Genomic DNA, 21103 nt, shown 5'->3' on the forward strand with positions numbered 1-21103 from the left:
CACTCAGCTCTTGTTCACGCAGCTCGGATAGGGCGCGGCTTCGCCCGGCATGATCGGGCAGAGCTCGATCGGGCTCAGGTCGCGCAGGCGTGCTTCCCAGCGTTCGTCGTTGACCGGCGGCTCGTCGCTCTCGGGGCCGCGCTCGGCCCATTGGATGGTGTAATAGTCGGTCGCACCCTTGAGCGTGATCAGCAGCGCTGTTTCGCTGTGCCGCGTCGGGCCGCTGTCGATGCGGCCGCAGCCGATCACCGCGACGAAGCCATCGAAGCGGCCGAATTTCATCTCGCCCAAAGGCCTGGCCGCAAAGCTGTCGGGGCAGGCCGTCTTGAAGCCGCCTGCGATGGTGCCTGCGAAGATCTGCGGCGAGGCGCCTGGCGTCAATGTCATGCCCTTCTCGCCGGTGACTGTGATCATCTGCGTCCAGCGTTCGGGCGTCTCGCCCTTGAGCACGGCTTCGCGGATGTAGTGGCCGCCCTTGGTGTTCTCGAACACGGCGACGAAATTCGACGGCATCGCGAAGCTGACGAGCTGGCCGAAGATCGGCGAGATCACGCGGAACGATTGCGGAGCCTGCGCCTTGGCCGTTGCGGCAAGCAGGAGCGAAGCGGCGAAAGCCGCCAGCGTCATCGTCCGTGTGCGCATCGACCTGCTCCAATCCGGCTCAAAAAACGACCGGGCAAGGATGCTAGCATCGCATCCTTGCCCGGCCCTTGTTGTCCGCCGATCGAATTCCTACCAGTTGCAGTGACCGGACTTCAGTGCGTGATCCTTCAGCGCGAGCGCGTCGAGAAAGGTCGGCACCGACGCGCTGGCGCGATGATAGCCGGCCGGCCACGGCGTGGTCGGGATGCTCTCGTCCCAGATCTGGCACACACCGCTGTCCTGCCAGCGGATCAAATGATAGCTGGCTTCGGCCGGGCTTGCGGCGACGAAGGCGGCAGCAGCGAGACCGGCGGCAGCGCAGAGCATGGAAAAACGACGCATGGATCAGCTCCTCAAATTGAAAGATGTGATGCGCCTCCCGACAATGCGGGGAGGGGAGTGCGGGACGCGTCCTGGCGTTGCGCCCCGGACAAGGTGTGAGTAGTTCCGTGTGCTGATCAGGTTCAAAGCGCGCACGGACGAATTGGCGAAATTCGCGGCAAGAAAACCGGGCGCCGGCCATGGGCCTGGCGCAAAGAGAAAGGGCGGGCCGCTCGCGCAACCCGCCCTCGAGAATTGGACCAGCCGACCGGCTCAGAGCGTGCAGCGGCGCTCGGCGCGCATCTTGATCTGGAGCTCGGAGGCCTGGGTGAAGGTCGGCAGCGGCTTGCTGACGACCTTGTAGGTCGACACGCCCCACTGGAACGGCTTGTACTTCAGGTCCTCGTTCCAGACTTGGCAGATGCCGGTGTTGTCCCAGCGGATCACGTAATAGCCGACCTTCGCCGAGGCCGGCACGGCGAAGACGGAACTGGCGATGCCGGCAACGGCACAGAGGGCGAGAACGCGACGCATGAAGTATCTCCTTTGGGGACGTGTGACGCGAAAATTCGTGCGGGAAAAGCAGGCCCTTTGCAAGCCGGGGCGCGGCCGTTTCACGGATATGTCAGGCGGAGCCGGACATTTGGTTTGGCCGCGTGCCCGGCAAGTCACACGGCTCACTTCGCCAGCGACGCCACCGCCTCGATCTCGATCAGCATCTTCGGATCGGGCAGCGCCTGCACCACGCAGGTGGTGCGTGCCGGAAAAGGCGGCGGACCGAACGCGCCGGCATAGAGCGCGTTCATCGCGGCAACGTCCGAGGTGCGGGTCAAGAGCACATTGACCTTGACGAGGTCGCGCGTGGTGGCGCCGGCTTCGTCCAGCACGCGCTTGATGTTGACGACGACATTGGCGAACTGCGTTTCGAAACCGTCCGGCAATGCGCCCTTGGCGTCGAAGCCGGGAATGCCCGACACGAACAGAAGATCTCCAACGCGCGTCGCGAAGGACAGCGGCGGCGCCTTGACGTGCGGCGGGGGTGCGAAATGCTGGATCGGCATGGGAACCTCGATGCAATGGTGACGGCGTTCGCGAAGAGCGTAGCGGTGTGCGAGGCGTGCTCCAAACAGAAAACGCGAAAACAACCCCATGCACAGTAGAAATCGTTGCCGAAATTGAAATTCGGTAATTAAGAAATTCGTATTGACCCGTCGGGCAAAACAGGGGCAGGATGGCATGGTGGGATAACGCGGGGTGTGCAGCACCCACGCTCCGCTCGCGCCTCGACACCCCCATCATGTTGCCGCCGCGATCGATCGGATAGATTGCGGCATCTGATTCGTTTTCCTCCCCAGAAAATAGCCCCGGAGACGCCCCATGAAGATTGCTTCCACCTTGCGTGCCGCGCTCGTCGCCATTGCCGCGCTGGCCGGCCTCTCGACCGCGGCGCAGGCCGACGGCGGCACCGTGGTGCTGACGATCTACAAGGCGGGCTGGTTCATCGGCGGTTCGGGCGGCTCGGGCGTGCTGAACTTCCACGGCCGCTCCTATGCGCTCTCGACCGGCGGGCTCGATTACGGCCTGGTCTTCGGCGGCTCCAAGACCGTGCTGCGCGGCCGCGTCTCCAACATCAACCGTCCCTCCGACGTCGCCGGCGTCTATGGCGCGGCCGGTGCCGGCCTCGCCGTCGGCCGCGGCGCCCGCGCCATCGTGCTGACCAACCAGAAGGGCGCGGTGCTGGAGCTGTCGGGCTACCAGACCGGCCTGATGGCGAATGCGGATCTGAGCGGGCTTGCGATCACCATGCGGTAAGGCGCGGTGCCGTAGGACACGGTGCCGTAGCAACCATTAAATGGCGGCTGTGTTTTGCCTTTCGGATCGTCGGCGCCTGCCATGATGACGCCGTGCTCGCATCCGTCAAGGCGTGGCCTGGCGGCAGATCAGGTGAGGTGCGGGCGAGCGACGGCCATCCTTGACGGACGCTGCGCGCGGCGTCGTGAGGGACCGTAGGTCGGGACGAAGAAACACGTCCCGGTCGAACTAAGAAACAGGGAATGATCTCACCGGCGGTTCGCCGCACCATGGCGTGCCGCGAGCCACCACTGTGTTGGCGAAGATGAGCATCTTCCTGGCGCAGGCAACGAGCGCGCGCTTGTGCTCCTTTCCGGCTGCGGTCAGGCGTTGGTAGAGCTGGATGAGCTGCGGGTTCCATCGAAACGATGCAGCCAGTGAGGCGGTATAAAGGGCGCGACGCAGCCGCTTTCGTCCGCCCTCGATATGCCGCACTCCGACCTGGTCGCCGCTGTCGTCGTCATAGGGCGCAAGGCCGGCGAGAGCGACGGCTTGCTCCCGCGTGATCCGGCCGATCTCAGGCAGACGCACCAGGATGGCAACGGCAGTCGGCAGCCCGATGCCGTCGACGCTGTTGATCAGCGCGAGCCGCTTGGCAAGATCAGGGTGCTTGCGGATCGAGGTGACCAGGGCCTTGAGTGCGGCCTTCTCGCGTTGCTCCAGGCGAGCGATATCCTCGTGCCAGATCTTGTTAATCGTCACATTGCGGCAGCTTTCGATCCTGTTCTTGAGGCGCGCGATATCCTCGCCGATCTGATCGATCATGGTCAGCTGCTCGGCGAACCGCAGTAACCGCGGATCGGGCGCAGCATGGATCTTGCGCACCGCTGCGGTGCAGGCGGCAATAAGAGCGGCATCGATCCTATCGTTCTTGGCACGCTGCAAGTGGAATTTGCCATAGGCCCGGACCTGAGCCGGCTGAAACACCACAACCACAAACCGCTTGCGCCGCAGTTCGGCGACGACAGGCTGTTCGTAACCGCCACTCGCCTCGATGCCGATGCGTTTGACGCGATGCTGTCGCAGCCACGCCAACAAAGCCGCGTGACCTTCCGACGTGTTCTTCACTTGCAACGGCTCGCGGCAACCCTCGATCGCCACATCAAGCTTCCGTTTGCCGGTATCGATCCCGGCACAGATCGTGGTAGACTTGGCCATCTTCGTCGATCCCTCCCTTGTGATGCGAACCTTAAGTTCGTTCAACCATTCGGGTCCCGATGAAGTGCCGATCGCGATCTCGCTACGTCAGACAGCCCTCAAGGCTTCGGTGGGTACCGATCCGATCGAACGGCGGCCCAGTTCGGGCGGCCTCCCGGGCTGGGCCATTCCTCACGGAACGGCCCTCAATATAAGCGATCGGGCTAATACAAGGGTGGGTCAGCGAAGCGTAACCCACCACGTCTGTCACTGCGGAGACCAAAGAGGTGGGTTACGCCTTCGGACTACGCTTCGCGTAGCCGCGGGCTAACCCACCCTACGCAGCGGCGGATTACCCGCTCACAATCGCATGCACCCGCTCGCAATGCGCGACGAGGTTCTTCTGCGCGTCGACGAACGCTTTCAGCGGCGTCGGGATCGGAAAATAATAGATATTGGCGATGAAGCCGTAGATGCCGGCATCGCAGCTGGTCGGCGCCGCGCCATCCACAAAGCCGTTCATGGGTACGATCTCGGCCAGCACCTGCAAGTCAGTCAGCCCTCGCGCGTAGGCCTGCTCCGGCGAGTAGCGGCCGATGCCCTGGTAGTGATAGCGCTGCGCATTGTAGGTCTTCGCCTTCTCGAAGCCTGCTGCGTCGATCCGCGGATGCTGGGCGATGAAGCCGTCGCGAAACGCAGGGTAGTAGCGCTCGTCCTTCCAGCGCGAATACGACATCACCCAGTAGAGATCGTCCAGCATGCGCGTGACGAGATGATGCGTCCGGCGCTGCGCAGGCGACAGCGCGGCATCGATGGTGAGGTGATATTTTGCGATCGCATGCGCAATGATGGTCTCGCTGTCGCCGATGGTCTCGCCGTCGTCGACGACGTAAGGCAGCTGCCCGCGCGGCGCGGCGGAGGCATCGAACACGTGTTCATGCACGAACGGGACGCCGGCGAGCTTCAGGAAGGCGTAGACCTTGAGCCCATAGCCGTTGTTGTCGGCGACGCCGAACAGTTCTGGATAGGAATAGAGGGTCAGCATGGTCGCCTCCTTTACTCCCGGGCCGGTACGTCCGCCCGTTTGTCCGTCGTGCTCGCTTGTGCGCGCTTGCCGGAGCGGATCATCAGGAACGATCCGGATGTGCCCGGCAGTCGCCAGCGCCCGTCGATCTCGGTCGCCTCGCCATTCATGATGCCGTCGTACTGGACGATGTCGAAGCCATAGCCCGGCGGCTCGTAGCGCTTGACGAAGGAGACGACGCTGCCGGCGCGATGGCCTGATATCGAGGCGCTGTGGGTGCGCACCGGGCAGCGCGGGTTCGAGCAGGGCTCGGTGACGTGGCCTCCGAGCGCGCCGCCAGCCTCGATCAGCGTCGCCGTGAACGTGACCATTCCCGTGCCAGGCTGGATGTAAGTGCCGTCCCAGACACCGGAGAGATCGTCGCTCATGCGGCGGCTTCCTCTGAATGATTTTGCCGGTTGATCCCGGTTCTTCCACTCAAAGTCGTATCGCCCTGGTCACGCCCTTGCAATAGTCCGCTCGCGACGTCGATCGATCGGAGGATGCGCGAGATCAATCGTCCGGTGGAGGACGATGCGTATGGGGGATGACGGTGCCGTAGGGTGGGCACTCACGGTGTCGTCCCGGCGGAGGCCGGGACCCATACCGCGGAGTCCATCGGTTGTGGACGGTAGAAGTACCGAACGGCGAGCCTTCGCCAAACCTCGGCCTGTGGTTATGGGTCCCGGCCTTCGCCGGGACGACGGCGGTGTTTGACGCGCGATCGGCAATCCAAAGCTTCACAGCGACCCGCTTCTTCAATCCGTCTTGCATCGCTATACTGCCGACTTCAGCTGAATGGTGATCTCATGGCAAGCGAATTGGAAGGCAAGGTTGCGGCCGTGACCGGGGCCGCGTCGGGCATCGGGCTCGCGAGCAGTGAGGCGATGCTGGCTGCGGGCGCGCGCGTGGTGATGGTCGACCGCGACGCGGCGGCGCTGAATGCGCTCCGCAACAAGCATGGCGACGCATTGATCCCGCTGGTCGTCGACCTGCTGGATCCCAAAGACTGCGCCACGCTGCTGCCGCGCATTCTGGAGAAGGCAGGCCAGCTCGACATCCTGCATGCGAATGCCGGCACCTATGTCGGTGGCGATCTGGTGGATGCCGACACCACGGCGATCGACCGGATGCTGAACCTGAATGTCAACGTCGTGATGAAGAACGTGCACGACGTGCTGCCGCACATGATCGCGCGGCGGACCGGCGATATCATCGTCACCAGCTCGCTGGCGGCGCATTTTCCGACGCCATGGGAGCCGGTCTATGCGTCGTCCAAATGGGCGATCAACTGCTTTGTCCAGACCGTGCGGCGCCAGGTCTTCAAGCACGGCATCCGCGTCGGCTCGATCTCGCCCGGCCCGGTCGTCACCGCGCTGCTCGCGGACTGGCCGGCTGAGAAGCTGCAGGAAGCAAGGGATTCGGGCAGCCTTCTGGAGGCGAGCGAAGTGGCTAGTGTGGTGATGTTCATGCTGACACGGCCGCGCGGCATGACCATCCGCGACGTGGTGATGATGCCGACGAATTTCGATCTCTAGCCATGCTCTGATTTTGTTCAATAGATCGCATGACGTATGCGAGGCCATTGCAGATTGGCTAGGGTCGAATAGGATAGCTCAACATTGCGCTGCGTGGGGTCACGATGGCCATCAACGAAGACAAGATCGACGATGCCGCGTTGGCGTTGCTTTATTTGACCCTGCACGATGGCTATCGTGCGTGGAAAGGCCTTGATTGGGACGTGCTCGGCCGCCTGCATGACAAGGGGATGATCCTCGACCCCGTCGGCAAGGTGAAGTCGGTCGTGTTCACGGACGAAGGCCTCGAACGAGCGAAAGCATTGTTCAAAGAGCTGTTCGAGGAATAAAGGGCCTTGCGATGAACCGCGAGGAATTGGCCGCCGCCTATGCGGCACCTGGCCGACACTATCACAATTCCGCGCATATCGAGGACTGCCTCGCTGCGCTCGCGCGTGTCGGCGGACTTTCGCCCCACGAGCGGGAGACACTGACGGAGGCGATCTGGTGGCACGACGTCGTGTACGATCCGACCCGGCGGGACAATGAGGAGCGCAGCGCGGAGCTCGCTGAGCAGCACGTTCGCGCCGAGCTTCGCCAGGACGTCGGCCGCCTGATCCGCCTGACGAAAACGCACGATGTTGAACCCGGCGATCGCCTCGGGGCGATCCTGATTTCGATCGACCTCAGCATTCTCGGCGCCCAGCCCGCACGTTACGACGCCTATGCCGCTGCGATTCGCCAGGAATTCATCCATGTCAGCGACAGCGATTTTCGCATCGGCCGCGCCCGGGTGCTTCGCCGTTTCGCCGCCCGCCCGGTGATCTTTCCCGATCCGGACTTCGCCGCGGTGTATGATCGGCAGGCGCGCGCCAATCTCGCGCGGGAGTTGGAGACGCTGGGCTGAGGCGGGGAAGGAATTTGCCAAGTCCCTGCTGTCGTTCTGGCGAAGGCCAGGACCCATACCGCGTGATCTATCGGTTGCGGACGGTAGATGTACCGAACGACGAATTTTCGCCAAACCGCTGCCTGTGGTGATGGGTCCCGGCTTTCGCCGGGACGACGCACAAGTGCGGGGCGCTATCGTTTGTCCACCAAATCAGCAATCCAAGCCGCCAGTTCCCGCCACGGCTCCAGTGTCCAATGCCCGGACGCCGCCCCAGACGGCGACGGCAGCACGAAGATCTCCGGCAGACTCGCATCGCGCGGTTGCCGCCCGAGCGCAATCGCAGCTGACGGCCTGCCATAAAACAAGCTCGCCGCCTTCTTGCTCGTGAACGCAATCGTCCGCGGCCGGTATTTTTCGATCTTCGTCCTGAAGCCCGGCACGTCGATCGTCTCAGCCGCGATCTGGTGATCCATCCCCGCGCCCGACTTGGAGAGATCGGTGAAGCCGATCCCGAGCGCGATCAGCGCCGCAAACTCGCCCGGCTGATAGCGCCGCGGCGTGATCCCGGCCTCATGGATCGCGCGCCAGAAGCGGTTTCCGGGATGGGCGTAGTAGTGCCCGAGCTCGGCTGAGCGCGTCGAGGCCGCGGTGCCGACGAAGACGAGGCGGAGGTTGTCGCGGAGCTGGTCAGGGAGGCGGTGATCACAGTTCGTGATTGTCTTGCTGCCGTCAGCCATCCAACAAGCTAGGAAGTTTCTTCGTCATCAAGAATCCGGATATCTCTAGATTCTGAAAGCCTCCAACGCTGTCCTTCCATCTCGATATCTCCCAATACCGTGATTGGCAGCTGCTTTTGGTGAGCTAGCACAGCAACATCATAGTCCAGCTTCGATAGTTGGGTCGCGAGAGACCGTGCTCTTCCATCAATGATCGCTTTGATGGTTACGCGTCCTACAAACTCGTCTTCCTCACGATGAAGGTGTGTTACGTAGCCAATTAGGCGCTCGTCATGGCGAGGCTCTCGAATCCGAAACTGACGTGCTGCTTCCTTTAAAATCTCCCCGTCGGCTCGACGAAATACAACGCTATCGCGCGGCTTCGGCCCGGGTCGGGTTTTGGCCCAAGTAATAGAGAAGTCGGCGCCGTCAGCTTGTTCGACGATGGAAGCAATTGCCTCACATAAGTTTGCACTAACACCTAACGCGACAGCGCTCGAAAATGCTTCGAGCCCATCTCCGCGATTGCTTTCGAGGATGGCTCTTCGGGCCGAATGAAGTCCTTGCGAAAGAAATCTCGTTACCTTCCTCTCATATGGCTCATCATCCATATTTGGCCATAGTGAAGTTTGGCTAGAAAGAGAAAGGCTTGGGGGCATAGGTGCGAGTAGGGTGATAACGAAGCTGCCGTGCTCAGTCTGCCCAAGTCGGACTCGACGCATGTACTCCTGGGCCTGTTGGACTTTTCCCAGATGGTAGGCTCTTCTGGGATCGAAGGCCGCGCAAGCAGCCGAAGCCAAGAGGTCCCGAGAATGCTGCACGATCTCTGCGCCAGAATCGACGTTAATCGAGCCGTCATCGTCGGCTTCCGGCGCACGAATGCGCACAACATCTCGATCCGCGCGGACTATATCAGAGAAGATAGCGAGTTCGTCGCGCTGCTCAGCTTTTGAAAGGAATGTCAGGGCATCGCCAATGGACGAGCCGTAGTCTGCTATCTCTCTAGAAATTGGAATTAGGAGTTCGCCTGTTTGAGGTAGGCGCGGATTTACATAGACCTCGCTGTATTGGCCGAACGATTCGAATCTTTGCCAACCTTCGTAGACAACGTAGGCTCGAAGTGCGGCGGGCGTGATGGCCTGCAACGCATCTTTGTCGAGGATGCGGGCCTTCATAGCGGAGTTCCTGTGCGAGCTTTTTCCATTAGCATCTTTAGCGCATCGACGTCGAAGACGTTTGTTGTGGGGATTTCGACTGTCTTTGTGGCTTGGTCAGCGGGGAGGTCCGGCAGTCCCCTCAACGATACCCAATGAGCGCAACGTCTTAACAGCAAACGCGCAGGAGATACGTTCAGCCAGTTCTGCTCCTTCCTAGGCATTCCTAGTACAATCAGCAGCCTAGGAACCTGGGTTACTGCGCGCAAATCATCGTAGTTTTTCTTCTTTACCACAAACTTAAAGACATTGCCCGCCTTACTGAGGCTAATCGTGGCCTTTAGCTGGGCGTGAAGATTTGGTCTCATTGCGCCACCGGCACTAAAGCCTAAATCGACGCTGTCTCGATCGAGATCCGGAGCATAGGTGGTATACCCGGCAGCGGCAGCTATCGCGTGCGCGTAAGCACGCGATAGCGCCTCCTGGCGGTCCTGACTCGAAAGTAAGCTATCGGTCATGGCGCAATGATGCCGGGCCCCTCACAACACCTTGTTACTCTCCTTCACCTTCTCCGCATCCAGATAAACGCTTGAGCCCATCTCCTTGAACTTCGCGCTCATCTTCGCCATCCCGTCTTCGACCGTGCCGCTCATCGACATCCCCACCGAGTTCGGATCGTTCAGGGTCGCGGCGTAATCCCGCACGTCCTGGGTGATCTTCATCGAGCAGAACTTTGGGCCGCACATCGAGCAGAAATGCGCGACCTTGTGGGCTTCCTTCGGCAGGGTCTCGTCGTGGAAGTTCTTCGCCGTGTCGGGATCGAGGCCGAGGTTGAACTGGTCGCTCCAGCGGAAGTCGAAACGGGCGCGGGACAGCGCGTCGTCGCGGAGCTGGGCGGCCGGGTGGCCCTTGGCGAGATCGCTGGCGTGAGCTGCGATCTTGTAGGTGATGACGCCGGTCTTGACGTCGTTGCGGTCAGGTAGCCCAAGATGCTCCTTCGGCGTGACGTAGCAGAGCATGGCGCAGCCGAACCAGCCGATCATGGCCGCACCAATGCCTGACGTGATGTGGTCATAGCCTGGCGCGATGTCGGTGGTCAGCGGTCCAAGCGTGTAGAACGGCGCCTCGCCGCACTCCTTGAGCTGCTTGTCCATGTTGATCTTGATCTTGTGCATCGGCACGTGGCCGGGGCCTTCGATCATGACCTGGCAGCCCTTGTCCCACGCGACTTTTGTCAATTCGCCGAGCGTTTCGAGTTCGGCAAATTGCGCGCGGTCGTTGGCGTCGGCGATCGAGCCCGGACGTAGGCCGTCGCCGAGCGAGAACGAGACGTCATACTTGCGCATGAGGTCGCAGATCTCGTCGAAATGGGTGTAGAGGAAGCTTTCCTTGTGATGCGCCAGGCACCACTTCGCCATGATCGAGCCGCCGCGCGAGACGATGCCGGTGACGCGGCTGGCGGTGAGGTGGATGTATTGCAGGCGCACGCCGGCGTGGATGGTGAAATAGTCGACGCCCTGCTCGCACTGCTCGATCAGCGTGTCCTTGTAGAGCTCCCAGGTGAGCTTCACCGGGTCGCCGTTGCACTTCTCCAGCGCCTGGTAGATCGGCACCGTGCCGATCGGCACCGGCGCGTTGCGCAGGATCCACTCACGGGTGGTGTGGATGTTGCGGCCGGTGGAGAGATCCATCACGGTGTCGGCGCCCCAGCGGATCGCCCACACCATCTTCTCGACCTCTTCCTCGACCGACGACGTCACCGCCGAGTTGCCGATATTGGCGTTGATCTTGGTCAGGAAGTTGCGGCCGATGATCATCGGCTCGAGTTCGCTGTGATTGATGTTGGAGGGGATGATGGCGCGGCCGCGCGCGATCTCGTCACGCACGAATTCCGGCGTGATGAAGGCGGGCACTGCGGCGCCGAAGCTCTCGCCGTCGGCAAGGGCTGCTTCCGCGCGCTCGAGCTGCTGCTTGCGGCCGAGATTCTCGCGGGCGGCGACGTAGATCATCTCCTTGGTGATGATGCCGGCGCGGGCGAATTCGAGCTGGGTGATCTTGTGGCCGTCGAGGCCGCGCAGCGGCTTGTGATAGGCCGAGAAGGCGCGCGCGGCGTTGTCGGTGGAGACGCTGCCATTGTCCTCCGGCTTGATCTGCCGGCCCTGATATTCCTCGACGCCACCACGCTCCAGCACCCATTGCTTGCGGCCGCGCGCGAGGCCGGCGTTGACGTCGATGGTTACGGACGGGTCGGTGTAGGGGCCCGAGGTGTCGTAGACCGGCAGGTTCGGCTCGCCGGCGCCCTCGGACAGGATGATCTCGCGCAGCGGCACGCGGATGTCCGGCGCGGCGTCAGGCGAGGCGAAGATCTTTCGCGAGGAGGGCAGCGGGCCGGTGGTGACGGCGGGGATGGTCTTGTCGGGGTTGGAGCGGATGTTCATGGGATCCTCCGGTTTAATTCTGGTGTGCGTGCGTCTGGGCGACGCTGGTGAGTTCTTGCTCCGTCATCGCGAGCGCAGCGAAGCTGGATTGCTTCGTCGCAAGTGCTCCTCGCAGTGACGGGTGGAGAGAGTGGAGTGCATCACGCCGGCTCCTTCTGGCCGAGCCACTGCCGCACCCGCGCGTCGGGGTCGGCGTTCTGGGTGACGTCGCTGACCACCGCGATGGAATCCGCGCCTGCCGCAAAGATCTCCGCGGCGTGCTCGAACTTGATGCCGCCGATCGCGACCAGCGGAATGTCGCCGATGCGCTTCTTCCATTCCGTGATCTTTGGAACGCCCTGCGGCTCGAAGCGCATCGATTTGAGCGTGGTGAAGAAGATCGGGCCCAGCGCGACGTAATCGGGTTGTGCGGCGAGCGCGGTCGCAAGCTCGTCGTCGTCATGCGTGGAGATTCCGAGCGACATGCCGGCCTCGCGGATCGCCTTGAGATCGGCGTCGGCGAGATCCTCCTGGCCGAGATGCAGATATTTTGCGCCGGCGACGATCGCCGCGCGCCAATAGTCGTTCACGACCAGCTTGGCTTGCGTGCCCTTGGTGATCTCCAGCGCATCGGTGACGATCTGGAGCGCGTCGGCGTCGTTCAGCTCTTTCGTGCGCAGCTGGATGGTGCCGACGCCGAGTTTTGTCAGGCGTTCGACCCATTGGAGGCTGTCGACGACGGGATAGAAACGATCAGGATACGCGTTGCGATCAGGATACGGCATGCCAGAACGGGGTCCCAACGACAGGGGTGGAGGGGGAGGCGAAATCGCGGGCGTTCATCAGCCCGGCTTCAAAGGCGGTGCGGCCGGCTTCACAGCCGAGGCGGAAGGCGTTGGCCATGGCGACGGGATCGGCGGCCTTGGCGATCGCGGTGTTGAGCAGCACGGCGTCATAGCCGAGCTCGAGCGCCTCGGCGGCATGCGAGGGCGCGCCGATGCCGGCGTCGACCACCAGCGTGATGTCGGGCAGGCGCTCGCGCAAGAGCTTCAGCGCGTCGCGGTTGATGATGCCCTTGGCGCTGCCGATCGGCGCGGCCCACGGCATCACCACCTTGCAGCCGGCATCGACCAGGCGGTTGGCGACCGAGAGATCCTCGGTGCAATAGGGAAACACCTCAAAACCGTCCTTGATCAGGATGGTGGCGGCTTCGACGAGGCCGACGACATCGGGCTGCAGCGTGTCGTTGTCGGCGATGACCTCGAGCTTGATCCAGGACGTGCCGAACAATTCGCGTGCCAGCTTTGCCGTGGTCACGGCCTCGCGCACGCTGCGGCAGCCGGCCGTGTTCGGCAGCACGGCGACGTCGAGCTCGCGGATCAGCTTCCAGAACGCATCCCCGGTCTTGCCGCCGGCGGATTCGCGCCGTAGCGACACCGTGACGATGTTCGAGCCGGCGGCGCGGATCGCCGCCTGCATGATCGCAGGCGAGGGATAGAGCGCGCTGCCGATCAGCAGGCGGGAGGCGAAGGTTTTGCCGTAGAAGGTCACCATGTTGGAGGTGTCTCCTCAATCTCACTGTCGTCCCGGCGAAGGCCGGGACCCATAACCACAGGATTTGGTTGGGACAGTTGGTCTCTCCCCGAGTGGCCCAAGCGAGATCACGCGGTATGGGTCCCGGCCTTCGCCGGGACGACAGGTGGAAAGGGTCTGCGCCACCATCATCTCACCCTCCCTGCCGCGGCGTGATGATCTCGATCTCGTCGCCGGCCTTGAGGTGGGTCTCGGCCCAGCGGCTCTTCGGCACCACGTCGTAATTGAGCGCGATCGCGAAATGCGTGCCCTCGTAGTCGAGCTCTGAGAGCAGCGCGTCGACGCTGGCCGAATTGATTTCGCGTTGCTCGCCGTTGACGGTCACAAGCATTGCATCACCTCATTGTCGATCTGGCCGCGCTCGACATAATTGAGCGTCAGCTCGGCCAGCGCGGGCGCGATCAGGAAGCCGTGGCGGTAGAGCCCGTTGACGCTGATCTGGCCGCCGCGCACCCCGATGCGCGGCAGATTGTCCGGAAAAGCCGGGCGAAGGCCCGAGCCGAACTCGACGATGCGGGCCTCGCCGAAGGCCGGATGCACCGCATAGGCCGCGCCGAGCAGCTCCAGTGCGGAGCGGACGGAAACGCCGGTGTCCTCGGCCTCGATCGAGGTCGCGCCCAGCATGAACAGATTGTCCTCGCGCGGGATCACGTAGAGCGGCCAGCGCGGATGGATCAGCCGCACCGGGCGCGCCAGCTGCACCTCGTCGGTCTCGATCAGGATCATCTCGCCCTTGACGCCGCGCAGCTCCGGCTGCTCGTCGCGCGCACCTAGGCCGCGGCAGTCGATCACGATGCCGCCCTGGCCTTGCAGGTCCTGGGCGGTGACGTCGCTGTCGAACTTGATGGTGCCGCCGGCAGCTTTGATGCGCTCGTGCAGCTTCGGCAGCACGCGGCGCGGCTCGACATGGCCCTCGTTCGGGAAGAACAGCGCATCGCGGAAGCGGCCTTCCAGCGACGGCTCGAGCTCGGCAAGGCCGGCGGCATCGAGCCGGCGGTGCTCTTCGGTCATGCGCGCAAAGCGCTCGAAATCGTTGCGCTCGCGCGGGTGCGCCACGACGAGCGAGCCGTTGAAGGGCGTATCCGGCAATTCGCGCCGCCAGATGTCGAGGGAGCGCTGGCCAAGCCTGGAGATGATGGGTTCGGCGACCTCGGCCTCGCAATAGGGCGCGAGCATGCCGCCGGCCCAATGGCTGGTGGCATCGGTCATGGTGGCGTCACCGCGCTCGTGTAACGTCACCGCATGGCCGGCCTGCGCGAACAACAGCGCCTGCCAAGCCCCCGCAATGCCTGCTCCGATGATGGATACCGGTGAATCCGGTCGTTTGGTCGTCTGCAACATCCCTGTCCCTTCGCCGGCATGACCCGGATCAGGTTCAAAGGGTCACCGCGGTCCTGGGCAGCCGGTGTTGGCCGTATAGCCCATTTAGCGGTATCTCAGCTCCTCCTCGGAGCACCCCTCGGAACGGCTCTAATGTAGGCTAGTGGGGCGGGGTGGTCAACGCGTTAGCCACAGACCAGTCATTCCGGGATGGTGCGAAGCACCAGACCCGGAATCTCGAGATTCCGGGTTCGATGCTCCGCATCGCCCCGGAATGACGATCAATAGTGTGGAACCTGCGCCTGCGCGTTGCGGACATGCTGGGTGAGTTTCCGGTGCGGGAGGCTGCCGAACATCGGCTGCGGATTGCCGTTCGGCTCGAGCCAGGGCTCGTTGCTGGCCTCCTGCACCATCGCCCGCTGCTGCTGCTGGCGCTGCTGCTTTGCAACGTAGTAATAGCCGCCCGCGAAATAACGCACGGCTCGTGCGTGGTCGCCATTGGCGGCGTGATAGGCGCCGGCGAGGTATTTGACCGCGTAGGTGAGGTTGGTGTTGGGATCGCGCAGGCCGCTCGCATCGCCGGTGTAGCCGAGGCCGCGGGCGGTCGCGAGCTTGATCTGCATCAGCCCGATCGTGCCGCCACGGCCGACGAGGCCAGGCTGATAACGGCTCTCGCGCATGATGACACGATGCACGAGCGCCTCCGGCACGCCGTTGGCGCGCGCATGCATGGCGACCATCTCGGCATATTCGGCCTGGCCTGCGAAGGCGGCCTGCGGCAACATCAGCCCCGCCGCAGCGAGAACGGCAATACGCAAAATTTTCATTGAAGTATTCCTCGGCAGAACTGACCCGCCCCGTGCGCGTTAGGCCGTGGGAACACGGCGATGATGTGGCGAAATGCCACCAGCGGCGATTTTCGCCGAGCCGTCGTTTTTACGACTCAAACATGGGTTAATTTCGGAGCTGGCGGAGTGCCTTACGCGACAGCAGGTCTGTCCGTTCGTGCAACCGCCCAAAAACGCGACACCAGCATTCGGGAGGACGTCCATGACCCGAGCAGACATCGACGATATCCCCACACAGAACCCATGTGCCCAGTGCGGCGCGCCGATCGCGCGGCCCGACTGGATCGAGCCGGGCGAGGGACGCGTCTCCTATCTCTGGAGCTGCCATGCCTGCGGCTATCGCTTCGAGGCGATCGCGATCTACCATGAGGCGGCTATCGAACATCCGCCGCTCGCAGCCTGAGCTTGTCTTTCAAGAGGGCATGATCTTTTCGGAAAACCGCTTCACACTTTTCCGGATCATGCCCTAAGCGGCCAGCCGCGGCTGCTGCCACACCGGCAATTGCATCCGCACGATCAGACCGTGCGGCTGGCGGTCGTGCAGCGACAGCTCGCCGCCATGGGCGAGCGCGATCGCGCGCGCGATCGACAGGCCGAGGCCGAAGCCGGTGGAATCGTCCATGGTGCGCGCGCCGTCGCCGCGCACGAACGGCTCCAGCATCTCCTGCTTGCGCGCATCCGAGATGCCGGGGCCGTCGTCCTCGACGTCGATGACGAGCCTTGTGCCCGAGACATCGAGGCGGATCGTCACCTCGGCACCGAAGCGCACCGCGTTCTCGACCAGATTGGTGACGCCGCGATGCAGGTCGTCGGGACGCGCGGCGGCGGTCGCGGATGTCGGGCCGTCATAGTGCACGACGTGGCCCATGTCGCCGAACTGGTCGGCGATGAGCTGCAGCGTGCTGGCGATATCGACCAGCGTCACCGCCTCGATCTTGCGGTCGTTGCGCAGCAGCGACAGCACGCTTTCCAGCATCGAGCGCATCTGGTCGAGGTCGATCAGCATGCGCTTGCGGTTGCCCTCGTCCTCGATGAACTCGGCGCGCAGGCGCAGCCGCGTGATCGGGGTGCGCAGATCGTGGCTGATCGCCGCCAGCATCTTGGTGCGATCCGACATCAGCCGCGCGATCCGCTCGTGCATGCGGTTGAGCGCGCGGGCGACCGAGCGGATCTCCTCCGGGCCGCGCTCGGGCAGCGGCTCCGCCTCGCCGTCCAGGCTGAAATTCTCGGCGGCCGTTGCAAAAGACGAGAGCGGCGCCGCCAGCGCGCGCGCGGCCCACAGGCCGAGCACGGTGATACAGATGAAGGCGGTCATCAGCGTCACCAGCCAGGGTGCGCCCCAGAACCACGGACGCGGGCCGCTCTCGACATGGCCCGCGATCACGGTGCCGTCGGGCAATTGCACGCCGATGCGGTTGGCGCCGCCCTCGGGCGCGAGCTGCACCACCTTGTAGCCATGGCCGAGATGGCGGCGGAGCCCGTGCAGGTGCTGGCCTTCGCTGTCCTCGATCACCGTTGCCGTATCAGGTGCTGATATCTCGATGTTGAGCTTGGGGAAGGCGCGGGCGAGATCTGCGGCGAGGCGCGGCCGGTCGTCCGGCCTGGCCGAGCCGAGCAGCAGCGCTGCGTCGGTCAGTTGATGGCCGCCATCCGGCGGCGTGTCCGGGCGATCCGGCCGGCTGATCAGGAAGGCGGTGGTGACGACGAGATGCAGCGCGACGGTCGAAGCCAGCACCAGCGCGGCGATCTGCCCGCCGATGCCCTTGAGGTGGAAGAACCCGAACGGCCTCATCGTCTCAAAGCCCCGTCAGTTGCTCAGGGGCGTCGTAACCGCTTCCGTTCGGGGCGTAAACAGGTAACCGCCGGAGCGCACCGTCTTGATGATGGTGGGATCGGCCGGATTGGGCTCGATCTTGCGGCGGATGCGGCTGACCAGCACGTCGATGGAGCGTTCGAACGAACCGGTGTTGCGGCCCTGCGTGAGGTCGAGCAGGCTGTCGCGCGACAGCACGCGGCCGGGGCGCTCGCAGAACGTCCGCAGCAGGTCGAACTCGGCGCTGGTCACCGCGACGCGCGCGCCTTCCGGATTGCGCAGCTCGCGCAGGCGCAAGTCGATGCGCCAGCCTTCGAAGGCGAGCGTCGAGGCGCCCTCGATCGAGCTTGCGGCCTGCGCGGAGGCCTGACGCCGCAGCACCGCATTGATGCGGGCGAGCAGCTCGCGCGGATTGAACGGTTTCGGCAGATAATCATCCGCGCCCATCTCGAGGCCGACGATGCGGTCGACGTCCTCGCCGCGCGCGGTCAGCATGATGATCGGCGTCTGTGCTTCCGAGCGCACCTTGCGGCACAGGCTGAGACCGTCCTCGCCCGGCAGCATGACGTCGAGGATGATGAGATCAACGCGGTGGTCGGCCATGGCGCGCGACATCTCGCGGCCGTCGCTCACAGCGGTCACGTTGCAGGAGTTGTTGCGGAGATATTTCGCAATCAACGTCCGGGTTTCGCGGTCGTCCTCGACGACCAGGATGTTGGGAGAGGGATTGGCCATGAGCTTTGTTTGTCCAAGATTCGGGCCAAAAGGCGAAGATTTTTGTTTCCGTTTGTTTCCGAATGTATTTCCGCAACACCCCGCAACGACTGGGTCGTCATACGGCAAGGTCTCGTTAAGCCCATTAACCATAGCGTGGCGCAGCAATGTACGAAACCCCGCAAAACCCACGGTGCCCTCATGACCTCGATTTCGGCGGCCTCCGCCAGTAATCACCAGTCGCCGCTCCAGCGGCTTCAGCAGGAATTGCAATCGGAAGTGTCGGACGGCACGATCTCGTCGTCGGACCAGTCCGCACTGACGACTGCCCTGCAAGACATCGATACCGCGCTCCAGCAGAGCCGCTCCAGCGACCAGTCCAGCGGGACCAAGCCGTCCAAGGACGGCCTGAAATCCAAGATCGACGATCTCATCGCGGGCGAGGTCTCGAACGGGACGCTGACATCGGACCAGGCCGACGAGCTGAAGGGCGTGTTTCAGTCCGCCTTCGGCAAGGGACCCGGCGGTCCCGGCGGCGCCGGTGGCCCGCCTCCCGGCCCGCCGCCGTCGGATGACGGCTCTTCGGATTCGTCGTCGACGACGGACCCGACCAGCAGCTCGAGCGAGTCCAGCACCGCCAAGATCCTCGAGCAGTTTCTCCAGGCGCTGCAGCAGTCGCAATCCCAGAGCTCGTCCTACGGCGCCAACGGCAGCACGACGGGCTCGTCGAGCAGTTCGGATTTCTCTGCCCTGCTGATCGACTACAAGAGCTGACCTGAAGCGACGCAGGCCAGCGCGTTCCTCGCCGCGATCGTGTTTCATCCCAGGGCGCACGATCGTCGGCGAGGAATTGTGCTTCGCGCACGTTCCTCGGCAGGAACCTTCTTCGCGCCGCAACGCTGCAAATGGCGCAGGGAAATTGACGCACATTAGGAACTGCGCGTCTTCGTAGCTGTTCTCTCCGCACGAGTTTTCTGCTGAAGGAGAGGACAACAATGTTGATGAAATCGATCGCCGCCGGCCTCGCCGGCACGGCTTTGCTTGCGACCGTTGCGTTCGCGCAAAATCCGACCGCCACCACCGACAAGTCGCCGCCCGCGGCCACCGCGACGACGACAACCACGAGCGCATCAGGCGAGTGGCGTGCCTCGAAGATGGCCGGCGTGAAGGTCTATAACGAGGCCAATGAGAATATCGGCTCGATCAACGATCTGCTGATGGACAAGAGCGGTGCCGTCAAGATCGCCGTGATCGGCGTCGGCGGCTTCCTCGGCATGGGCGAGCATCTCGTCGCCGTGCCCTATGAGAAGCTGAAGTTCGTTAACGAGGCCGTGGCCTATACCGGCACCAGCGCGAACCCGAACGCCAAGCCCGCCGCGACCACGACGACTGGCGCTGCCACCGGCACCGAGAAGACCACAACGACCACGACCAGCTCGTCGTCGAAGTGGTATCCGGACCATGCCGTGTTCAACGCGACCAAGGATCAGCTGAAGAACATGCCCGAGTTCAAGTACTCGGAGTAATACGGATCGCGTGAGTGCCGAAGCGAAGCGCGCCCGGTTTTCACCGGGCGCGCTGTCGTGACCCTTTCACACCCGTCATTGCGAGGAGCCACCCGGTCCCGCCTCCGGCGGTCCGAAGGACGGGCTTTGCTGCGCTCGCAATGACGGAGGATGGGGGTGCCTCACTTCACCAGCGGGCAGCCGCCCTTGTCGAGCGGGCGGAAGGCTTCGTCGCCGGGCACGGTGGCGATCAGCTTGTAGAGGTCCCATTCGCCTTTGGACTCTTCCGGCTTCTTCACCTCGAACAGATACATGTCGTGGACCATGCGGCCGTCGATGCGGATCTTGCCGTTCTTGGCGAAGAAATCGTTGATGGGCGTCTTGCGCATCTGCTCCATCACCTTGGGCGCCTCATCGGTCTTGATGGCCTCGATCGCCTTCAGATAGTGCATGGTCGCCGAATAGAGGCCGGCCTGGATCATGGTCGGCATGTGGCCGACCTTCTCGTTGAAGCGCTTGGAGAAGGCGCGGGTCTCCTCGTTCATGTCCCAGTAGAACGCATCGGTGACGATCAGGCCCTGGGTGGCCTTGATGCCGAGCGAATGCGTGTCGGTGATTTCCTGGAGCAGTGCGATCATCTTCTGGCCGCCCTGGACGAGACCGAACTCGGCCGCCTGCTTCAGCGCATTGGTGGTGTCGCCGCCGGCGTTCGCCAGCGCGACCACCTTGGCCTTCGAGGCCTGGGCCTGCAGCAGGAAGGAGGAGAAGTCCGACGAGTTGAGCGGATGGCGGACGTCGCCGATCACCTTGCCGCCGCTCTCCTTGACGACGTTGGCGGCGTCGCGCTCGAGCGCCTGGCCGAAGGCGTAGTCGGCGGTGACGAAGAACCAGGTATCCTCGCCGCGCTTCACCATCGCCTTTCCGGCAACGTTCGACAGTGCGTAGGTGTCGTAGGTCCAGTGCACCGTGTTGGGCGAGCAGGCGACGCCCGTGATGTCGGAGGAGCCGCCGCCGGAATTGATGTTGATCTTGTTCTTCTCGCGCGTCAGCGCCGAAATCGGCAGCGCCACCGAGGACGTCGGCACGTCCATGACCGCGTCCACCTTTTCGTTGTCGTACCAGTTGCGGGCGATGTTGACGCCGACGTCGGGCTTGTTCTGGTGGTCGGCGGACACGATCTGGATCGGGACGCCTGCGACCTTGCCGCCGTAATCGGCAACCGCCATCTCGACAGCGGCGAGCGATCCCTTGCCGGTCGCGTCGGCATAAAGGCTCGACATGTCCGTGAGCACACCGAGCTTGACGACATTGTCGGAAATCTGCGCCTGCGCCGTGCCGCAAGTTGCGGCGATGGCGAAGCCGGCCGCGACGGCGGCGATGAGTTTTTGCATATTGTTTTCTCCCTTAGTGTTGTTGTTTGGGCTTTGTTGCGGGACGGTTTTAGCGACAAGCGGTCGCGGCCGTAAAGCCGAAGCAGCGCAAATGGTGTTCTTACCCTCTCCCCTTGCGAGAGAGGGTGGCTCGGCGCGAAGCGGCTAGACGGGTGAGGAGTTCTCTCCGCGTGCACCCATCTTGCATTCGAGCTCGCGGAGAAAGCCCCTCA

General features: G+C 63.4%; 26 protein-coding genes and 1 riboswitch. Of the genes, 7 read left to right on the top strand and 19 right to left on the bottom strand.

What is annotated here, in order from left to right; genetic code table 11:
• Window positions 1-3: 3 nt before the first annotated feature.
• From ACWAT4_RS10495 to ACWAT4_RS10510, 4 genes are all read right to left on the bottom strand, one after another.
• Window positions 4-642: a hypothetical protein gene (locus ACWAT4_RS10495; protein ID WP_449730491.1), complete on the bottom strand. Its 639-nt coding sequence runs from the start codon at window positions 640-642 to the stop codon at window positions 4-6.
• 90 nt (window positions 643-732) lie between these two features.
• Window positions 733-984 carry a hypothetical protein gene (locus tag ACWAT4_RS10500; protein ID WP_449730492.1) on the bottom strand — a complete coding sequence of 84 codons (252 nt, stop codon included), beginning with the start codon at window positions 982-984 and terminating at the stop codon, window positions 733-735.
• Between the two features lie 252 nt (window positions 985-1236).
• A complete protein-coding gene (locus tag ACWAT4_RS10505) occupies window positions 1237-1497 on the bottom strand; it encodes a hypothetical protein (RefSeq protein ID WP_212298972.1) in 261 nt (86 codons plus the stop codon).
• 143 nt (window positions 1498-1640) lie between these two features.
• The gene (locus tag ACWAT4_RS10510; protein ID WP_212298971.1) at window positions 1641-2024 is read right to left on the bottom strand and encodes a RidA family protein; all 384 of its coding nucleotides are present in this window, start codon (window positions 2022-2024) and stop codon (window positions 1641-1643) included.
• A 316-nt stretch (window positions 2025-2340) separates the two neighbouring features.
• Between ACWAT4_RS10510 and ACWAT4_RS10515 the strand changes: the two genes are divergently transcribed.
• Entirely contained in the window at window positions 2341-2775 is a 435-nt protein-coding gene (locus ACWAT4_RS10515; RefSeq protein ID WP_212427033.1) for a hypothetical protein, read from the top strand.
• 228 nt (window positions 2776-3003) lie between these two features.
• Here the strand turns inward: ACWAT4_RS10515 and ACWAT4_RS10520 are convergent, their stop codons facing one another.
• The 3 genes from ACWAT4_RS10520 to ACWAT4_RS10530 all read right to left on the bottom strand — a co-directional run bounded on the left by ACWAT4_RS10520 (window position 3004) and on the right by ACWAT4_RS10530 (window position 5403).
• Entirely contained in the window at window positions 3004-3972 is a 969-nt protein-coding gene (locus ACWAT4_RS10520) for an IS110 family RNA-guided transposase (protein WP_212303881.1), read from the bottom strand.
• 331 nt (window positions 3973-4303) lie between these two features.
• Entirely contained in the window at window positions 4304-4996 is a 693-nt protein-coding gene (locus ACWAT4_RS10525) for a glutathione S-transferase family protein (RefSeq protein ID WP_449730493.1), read from the bottom strand.
• A gap of 11 nt (window positions 4997-5007) precedes the next feature.
• Window positions 5008-5403 (bottom strand): hypothetical protein, encoded by a 396-nt coding sequence (locus ACWAT4_RS10530; RefSeq protein ID WP_212298968.1) that lies wholly within the window; start codon window positions 5401-5403, stop codon window positions 5008-5010.
• A 420-nt stretch (window positions 5404-5823) separates the two neighbouring features.
• Here ACWAT4_RS10530 and ACWAT4_RS10535 point away from each other — a divergent pair, with 420 nt between their 5' ends.
• From ACWAT4_RS10535 to ACWAT4_RS10545, 3 genes are all read left to right on the top strand, one after another.
• Window positions 5824-6552 carry an SDR family oxidoreductase gene (locus ACWAT4_RS10535; protein ID WP_449730494.1) on the top strand — a complete coding sequence of 243 codons (729 nt, stop codon included), beginning with the start codon at window positions 5824-5826 and terminating at the stop codon, window positions 6550-6552.
• Window positions 6553-6656: 104 nt separating this feature from the next.
• Entirely contained in the window at window positions 6657-6881 is a 225-nt protein-coding gene (locus ACWAT4_RS10540) for a DUF6429 family protein (RefSeq protein ID WP_212298966.1), read from the top strand.
• Between the two features lie 11 nt (window positions 6882-6892).
• Entirely contained in the window at window positions 6893-7438 is a 546-nt protein-coding gene (locus ACWAT4_RS10545; protein WP_449730495.1) for an HD domain-containing protein, read from the top strand.
• 173 nt (window positions 7439-7611) lie between these two features.
• On the opposite strand, the gene ACWAT4_RS10550 is transcribed toward ACWAT4_RS10545, so the two are convergent.
• The 9 genes from ACWAT4_RS10550 to ACWAT4_RS10590 form a co-directional block, all read right to left on the bottom strand.
• Complete coding sequence (locus ACWAT4_RS10550) at window positions 7612-8157, bottom strand: mismatch-specific DNA-glycosylase (protein WP_449730496.1); 546 nt, start codon at window positions 8155-8157, stop codon at window positions 7612-7614.
• Window positions 8158-8165: 8 nt separating this feature from the next.
• The gene (locus ACWAT4_RS10555) at window positions 8166-9311 is read right to left on the bottom strand and encodes a hypothetical protein (protein ID WP_449730497.1); all 1146 of its coding nucleotides are present in this window, start codon (window positions 9309-9311) and stop codon (window positions 8166-8168) included.
• Complete coding sequence (locus tag ACWAT4_RS10560; protein WP_449730498.1) at window positions 9308-9808, bottom strand: DUF4365 domain-containing protein; 501 nt, start codon at window positions 9806-9808, stop codon at window positions 9308-9310. Before ACWAT4_RS10560 ends, ACWAT4_RS10555 begins: the two co-directional genes overlap by 4 nt.
• A gap of 21 nt (window positions 9809-9829) precedes the next feature.
• Window positions 9830-11728 carry a phosphomethylpyrimidine synthase ThiC gene (gene thiC / locus ACWAT4_RS10565; protein ID WP_449730499.1) on the bottom strand — a complete coding sequence of 633 codons (1899 nt, stop codon included), beginning with the start codon at window positions 11726-11728 and terminating at the stop codon, window positions 9830-9832.
• Window positions 11729-11868: 140 nt separating this feature from the next.
• Window positions 11869-12492, bottom strand: coding sequence for a thiamine phosphate synthase (locus tag ACWAT4_RS10570; RefSeq protein ID WP_449730500.1), 624 nt, complete (start codon window positions 12490-12492; stop codon window positions 11869-11871).
• A complete protein-coding gene (locus tag ACWAT4_RS10575; RefSeq protein WP_449730501.1) occupies window positions 12479-13261 on the bottom strand; it encodes a thiazole synthase in 783 nt (260 codons plus the stop codon). Before ACWAT4_RS10575 ends, ACWAT4_RS10570 begins: the two co-directional genes overlap by 14 nt.
• A gap of 172 nt (window positions 13262-13433) precedes the next feature.
• On the bottom strand, window positions 13434-13631 hold the full coding sequence (thiS, locus tag ACWAT4_RS10580) for a sulfur carrier protein ThiS (RefSeq protein WP_212298959.1): 198 nt from the start codon (window positions 13629-13631) through the stop codon (window positions 13434-13436).
• Window positions 13622-14641, bottom strand: a complete 1020-nt coding sequence (locus tag ACWAT4_RS10585) for an FAD-dependent oxidoreductase (RefSeq protein WP_212447508.1) — start codon at window positions 14639-14641, stop codon at window positions 13622-13624. The genes thiS and ACWAT4_RS10585 overlap by 10 nt, the downstream gene beginning before the upstream one ends.
• Window positions 14629-14770, bottom strand: a riboswitch (TPP riboswitch). It overlaps the preceding gene by 13 nt.
• Before the next feature lie 131 nt (window positions 14771-14901).
• Window positions 14902-15447, bottom strand: coding sequence for a transglycosylase SLT domain-containing protein (locus tag ACWAT4_RS10590; protein WP_449730502.1), 546 nt, complete (start codon window positions 15445-15447; stop codon window positions 14902-14904).
• 223 nt (window positions 15448-15670) lie between these two features.
• Between ACWAT4_RS10590 and ACWAT4_RS10595 the strand changes: the two genes are divergently transcribed.
• Entirely contained in the window at window positions 15671-15871 is a 201-nt protein-coding gene (locus ACWAT4_RS10595; RefSeq protein ID WP_212298956.1) for a hypothetical protein, read from the top strand.
• A gap of 63 nt (window positions 15872-15934) precedes the next feature.
• Here ACWAT4_RS10595 and ACWAT4_RS10600 read toward each other — a convergent pair whose 3' ends face one another.
• Window positions 15935-17260: an ATP-binding protein gene (locus ACWAT4_RS10600; protein ID WP_449730503.1), complete on the bottom strand. Its 1326-nt coding sequence runs from the start codon at window positions 17258-17260 to the stop codon at window positions 15935-15937.
• 15 nt (window positions 17261-17275) lie between these two features.
• The gene (locus tag ACWAT4_RS10605) at window positions 17276-18016 is read right to left on the bottom strand and encodes a response regulator (protein ID WP_212298954.1); all 741 of its coding nucleotides are present in this window, start codon (window positions 18014-18016) and stop codon (window positions 17276-17278) included.
• Window positions 18017-18196: 180 nt separating this feature from the next.
• On the opposite strand from ACWAT4_RS10605, the gene ACWAT4_RS10610 reads away from it, so the two are divergent.
• Together ACWAT4_RS10610 and ACWAT4_RS10615 are read left to right on the top strand one after the other, a co-directional pair.
• Complete coding sequence (locus tag ACWAT4_RS10610) at window positions 18197-18769, top strand: hypothetical protein (protein WP_212427022.1); 573 nt, start codon at window positions 18197-18199, stop codon at window positions 18767-18769.
• A gap of 221 nt (window positions 18770-18990) precedes the next feature.
• A complete protein-coding gene (locus ACWAT4_RS10615; RefSeq protein ID WP_212298952.1) occupies window positions 18991-19521 on the top strand; it encodes a PRC-barrel domain-containing protein in 531 nt (176 codons plus the stop codon).
• A 161-nt stretch (window positions 19522-19682) separates the two neighbouring features.
• Here the strand turns inward: ACWAT4_RS10615 and ACWAT4_RS10620 are convergent, their stop codons facing one another.
• Window positions 19683-20891 (bottom strand): ABC transporter substrate-binding protein, encoded by a 1209-nt coding sequence (locus ACWAT4_RS10620; protein ID WP_212447504.1) that lies wholly within the window; start codon window positions 20889-20891, stop codon window positions 19683-19685.
• Between the last annotated feature and the right edge of the window lie 212 nt (window positions 20892-21103).

Source organism: Bradyrhizobium sp. T-1 (assembly GCF_053592855.1).

Excerpts from the sequence above, each read along its gene's own strand:
- ACWAT4_RS10495 (WP_449730491.1), bottom strand. The coding sequence starts at position 642 with ATGCGCACACGGACGATGACGCTGGCGGCTTTCGCCGCTTCGCTCCTG.
- ACWAT4_RS10500 (WP_449730492.1), bottom strand. The coding sequence starts at position 984 with ATGCGTCGTTTTTCCATGCTCTGCGCTGCCGCCGGTCTCGCTGCTGCC.
- ACWAT4_RS10505 (WP_212298972.1), bottom strand. The coding sequence starts at position 1,497 with ATGCGTCGCGTTCTCGCCCTCTGTGCCGTTGCCGGCATCGCCAGTTCC.
- ACWAT4_RS10510 (WP_212298971.1), bottom strand. The coding sequence starts at position 2,024 with ATGCCGATCCAGCATTTCGCACCCCCGCCGCACGTCAAGGCGCCGCCG.
- ACWAT4_RS10515 (WP_212427033.1), top strand. The coding sequence starts at position 2,341 with ATGAAGATTGCTTCCACCTTGCGTGCCGCGCTCGTCGCCATTGCCGCG.
- ACWAT4_RS10520 (WP_212303881.1), bottom strand. The coding sequence starts at position 3,972 with ATGGCCAAGTCTACCACGATCTGTGCCGGGATCGATACCGGCAAACGG.
- ACWAT4_RS10525 (WP_449730493.1), bottom strand. The coding sequence starts at position 4,996 with ATGCTGACCCTCTATTCCTATCCAGAACTGTTCGGCGTCGCCGACAAC.
- ACWAT4_RS10530 (WP_212298968.1), bottom strand. The coding sequence starts at position 5,403 with ATGAGCGACGATCTCTCCGGTGTCTGGGACGGCACTTACATCCAGCCT.
- ACWAT4_RS10535 (WP_449730494.1), top strand. The coding sequence starts at position 5,824 with ATGGCAAGCGAATTGGAAGGCAAGGTTGCGGCCGTGACCGGGGCCGCG.
- ACWAT4_RS10540 (WP_212298966.1), top strand. The coding sequence starts at position 6,657 with ATGGCCATCAACGAAGACAAGATCGACGATGCCGCGTTGGCGTTGCTT.
- ACWAT4_RS10545 (WP_449730495.1), top strand. The coding sequence starts at position 6,893 with ATGAACCGCGAGGAATTGGCCGCCGCCTATGCGGCACCTGGCCGACAC.
- ACWAT4_RS10550 (WP_449730496.1), bottom strand. The coding sequence starts at position 8,157 with ATGGCTGACGGCAGCAAGACAATCACGAACTGTGATCACCGCCTCCCT.
- ACWAT4_RS10555 (WP_449730497.1), bottom strand. The coding sequence starts at position 9,311 with ATGAAGGCCCGCATCCTCGACAAAGATGCGTTGCAGGCCATCACGCCC.
- ACWAT4_RS10560 (WP_449730498.1), bottom strand. The coding sequence starts at position 9,808 with ATGACCGATAGCTTACTTTCGAGTCAGGACCGCCAGGAGGCGCTATCG.
- thiC (WP_449730499.1), bottom strand. The coding sequence starts at position 11,728 with ATGAACATCCGCTCCAACCCCGACAAGACCATCCCCGCCGTCACCACC.
- ACWAT4_RS10570 (WP_449730500.1), bottom strand. The coding sequence starts at position 12,492 with ATGCCGTATCCTGATCGCAACGCGTATCCTGATCGTTTCTATCCCGTC.
- ACWAT4_RS10575 (WP_449730501.1), bottom strand. The coding sequence starts at position 13,261 with ATGGTGACCTTCTACGGCAAAACCTTCGCCTCCCGCCTGCTGATCGGC.
- thiS (WP_212298959.1), bottom strand. The coding sequence starts at position 13,631 with ATGCTTGTGACCGTCAACGGCGAGCAACGCGAAATCAATTCGGCCAGC.
- ACWAT4_RS10585 (WP_212447508.1), bottom strand. The coding sequence starts at position 14,641 with ATGTTGCAGACGACCAAACGACCGGATTCACCGGTATCCATCATCGGA.
- ACWAT4_RS10590 (WP_449730502.1), bottom strand. The coding sequence starts at position 15,447 with ATGAAAATTTTGCGTATTGCCGTTCTCGCTGCGGCGGGGCTGATGTTG.
- ACWAT4_RS10595 (WP_212298956.1), top strand. The coding sequence starts at position 15,671 with ATGACCCGAGCAGACATCGACGATATCCCCACACAGAACCCATGTGCC.
- ACWAT4_RS10600 (WP_449730503.1), bottom strand. The coding sequence starts at position 17,260 with ATGAGGCCGTTCGGGTTCTTCCACCTCAAGGGCATCGGCGGGCAGATC.
- ACWAT4_RS10605 (WP_212298954.1), bottom strand. The coding sequence starts at position 18,016 with ATGGCCAATCCCTCTCCCAACATCCTGGTCGTCGAGGACGACCGCGAA.
- ACWAT4_RS10610 (WP_212427022.1), top strand. The coding sequence starts at position 18,197 with ATGACCTCGATTTCGGCGGCCTCCGCCAGTAATCACCAGTCGCCGCTC.
- ACWAT4_RS10615 (WP_212298952.1), top strand. The coding sequence starts at position 18,991 with ATGTTGATGAAATCGATCGCCGCCGGCCTCGCCGGCACGGCTTTGCTT.
- ACWAT4_RS10620 (WP_212447504.1), bottom strand. The coding sequence starts at position 20,891 with ATGCAAAAACTCATCGCCGCCGTCGCGGCCGGCTTCGCCATCGCCGCA.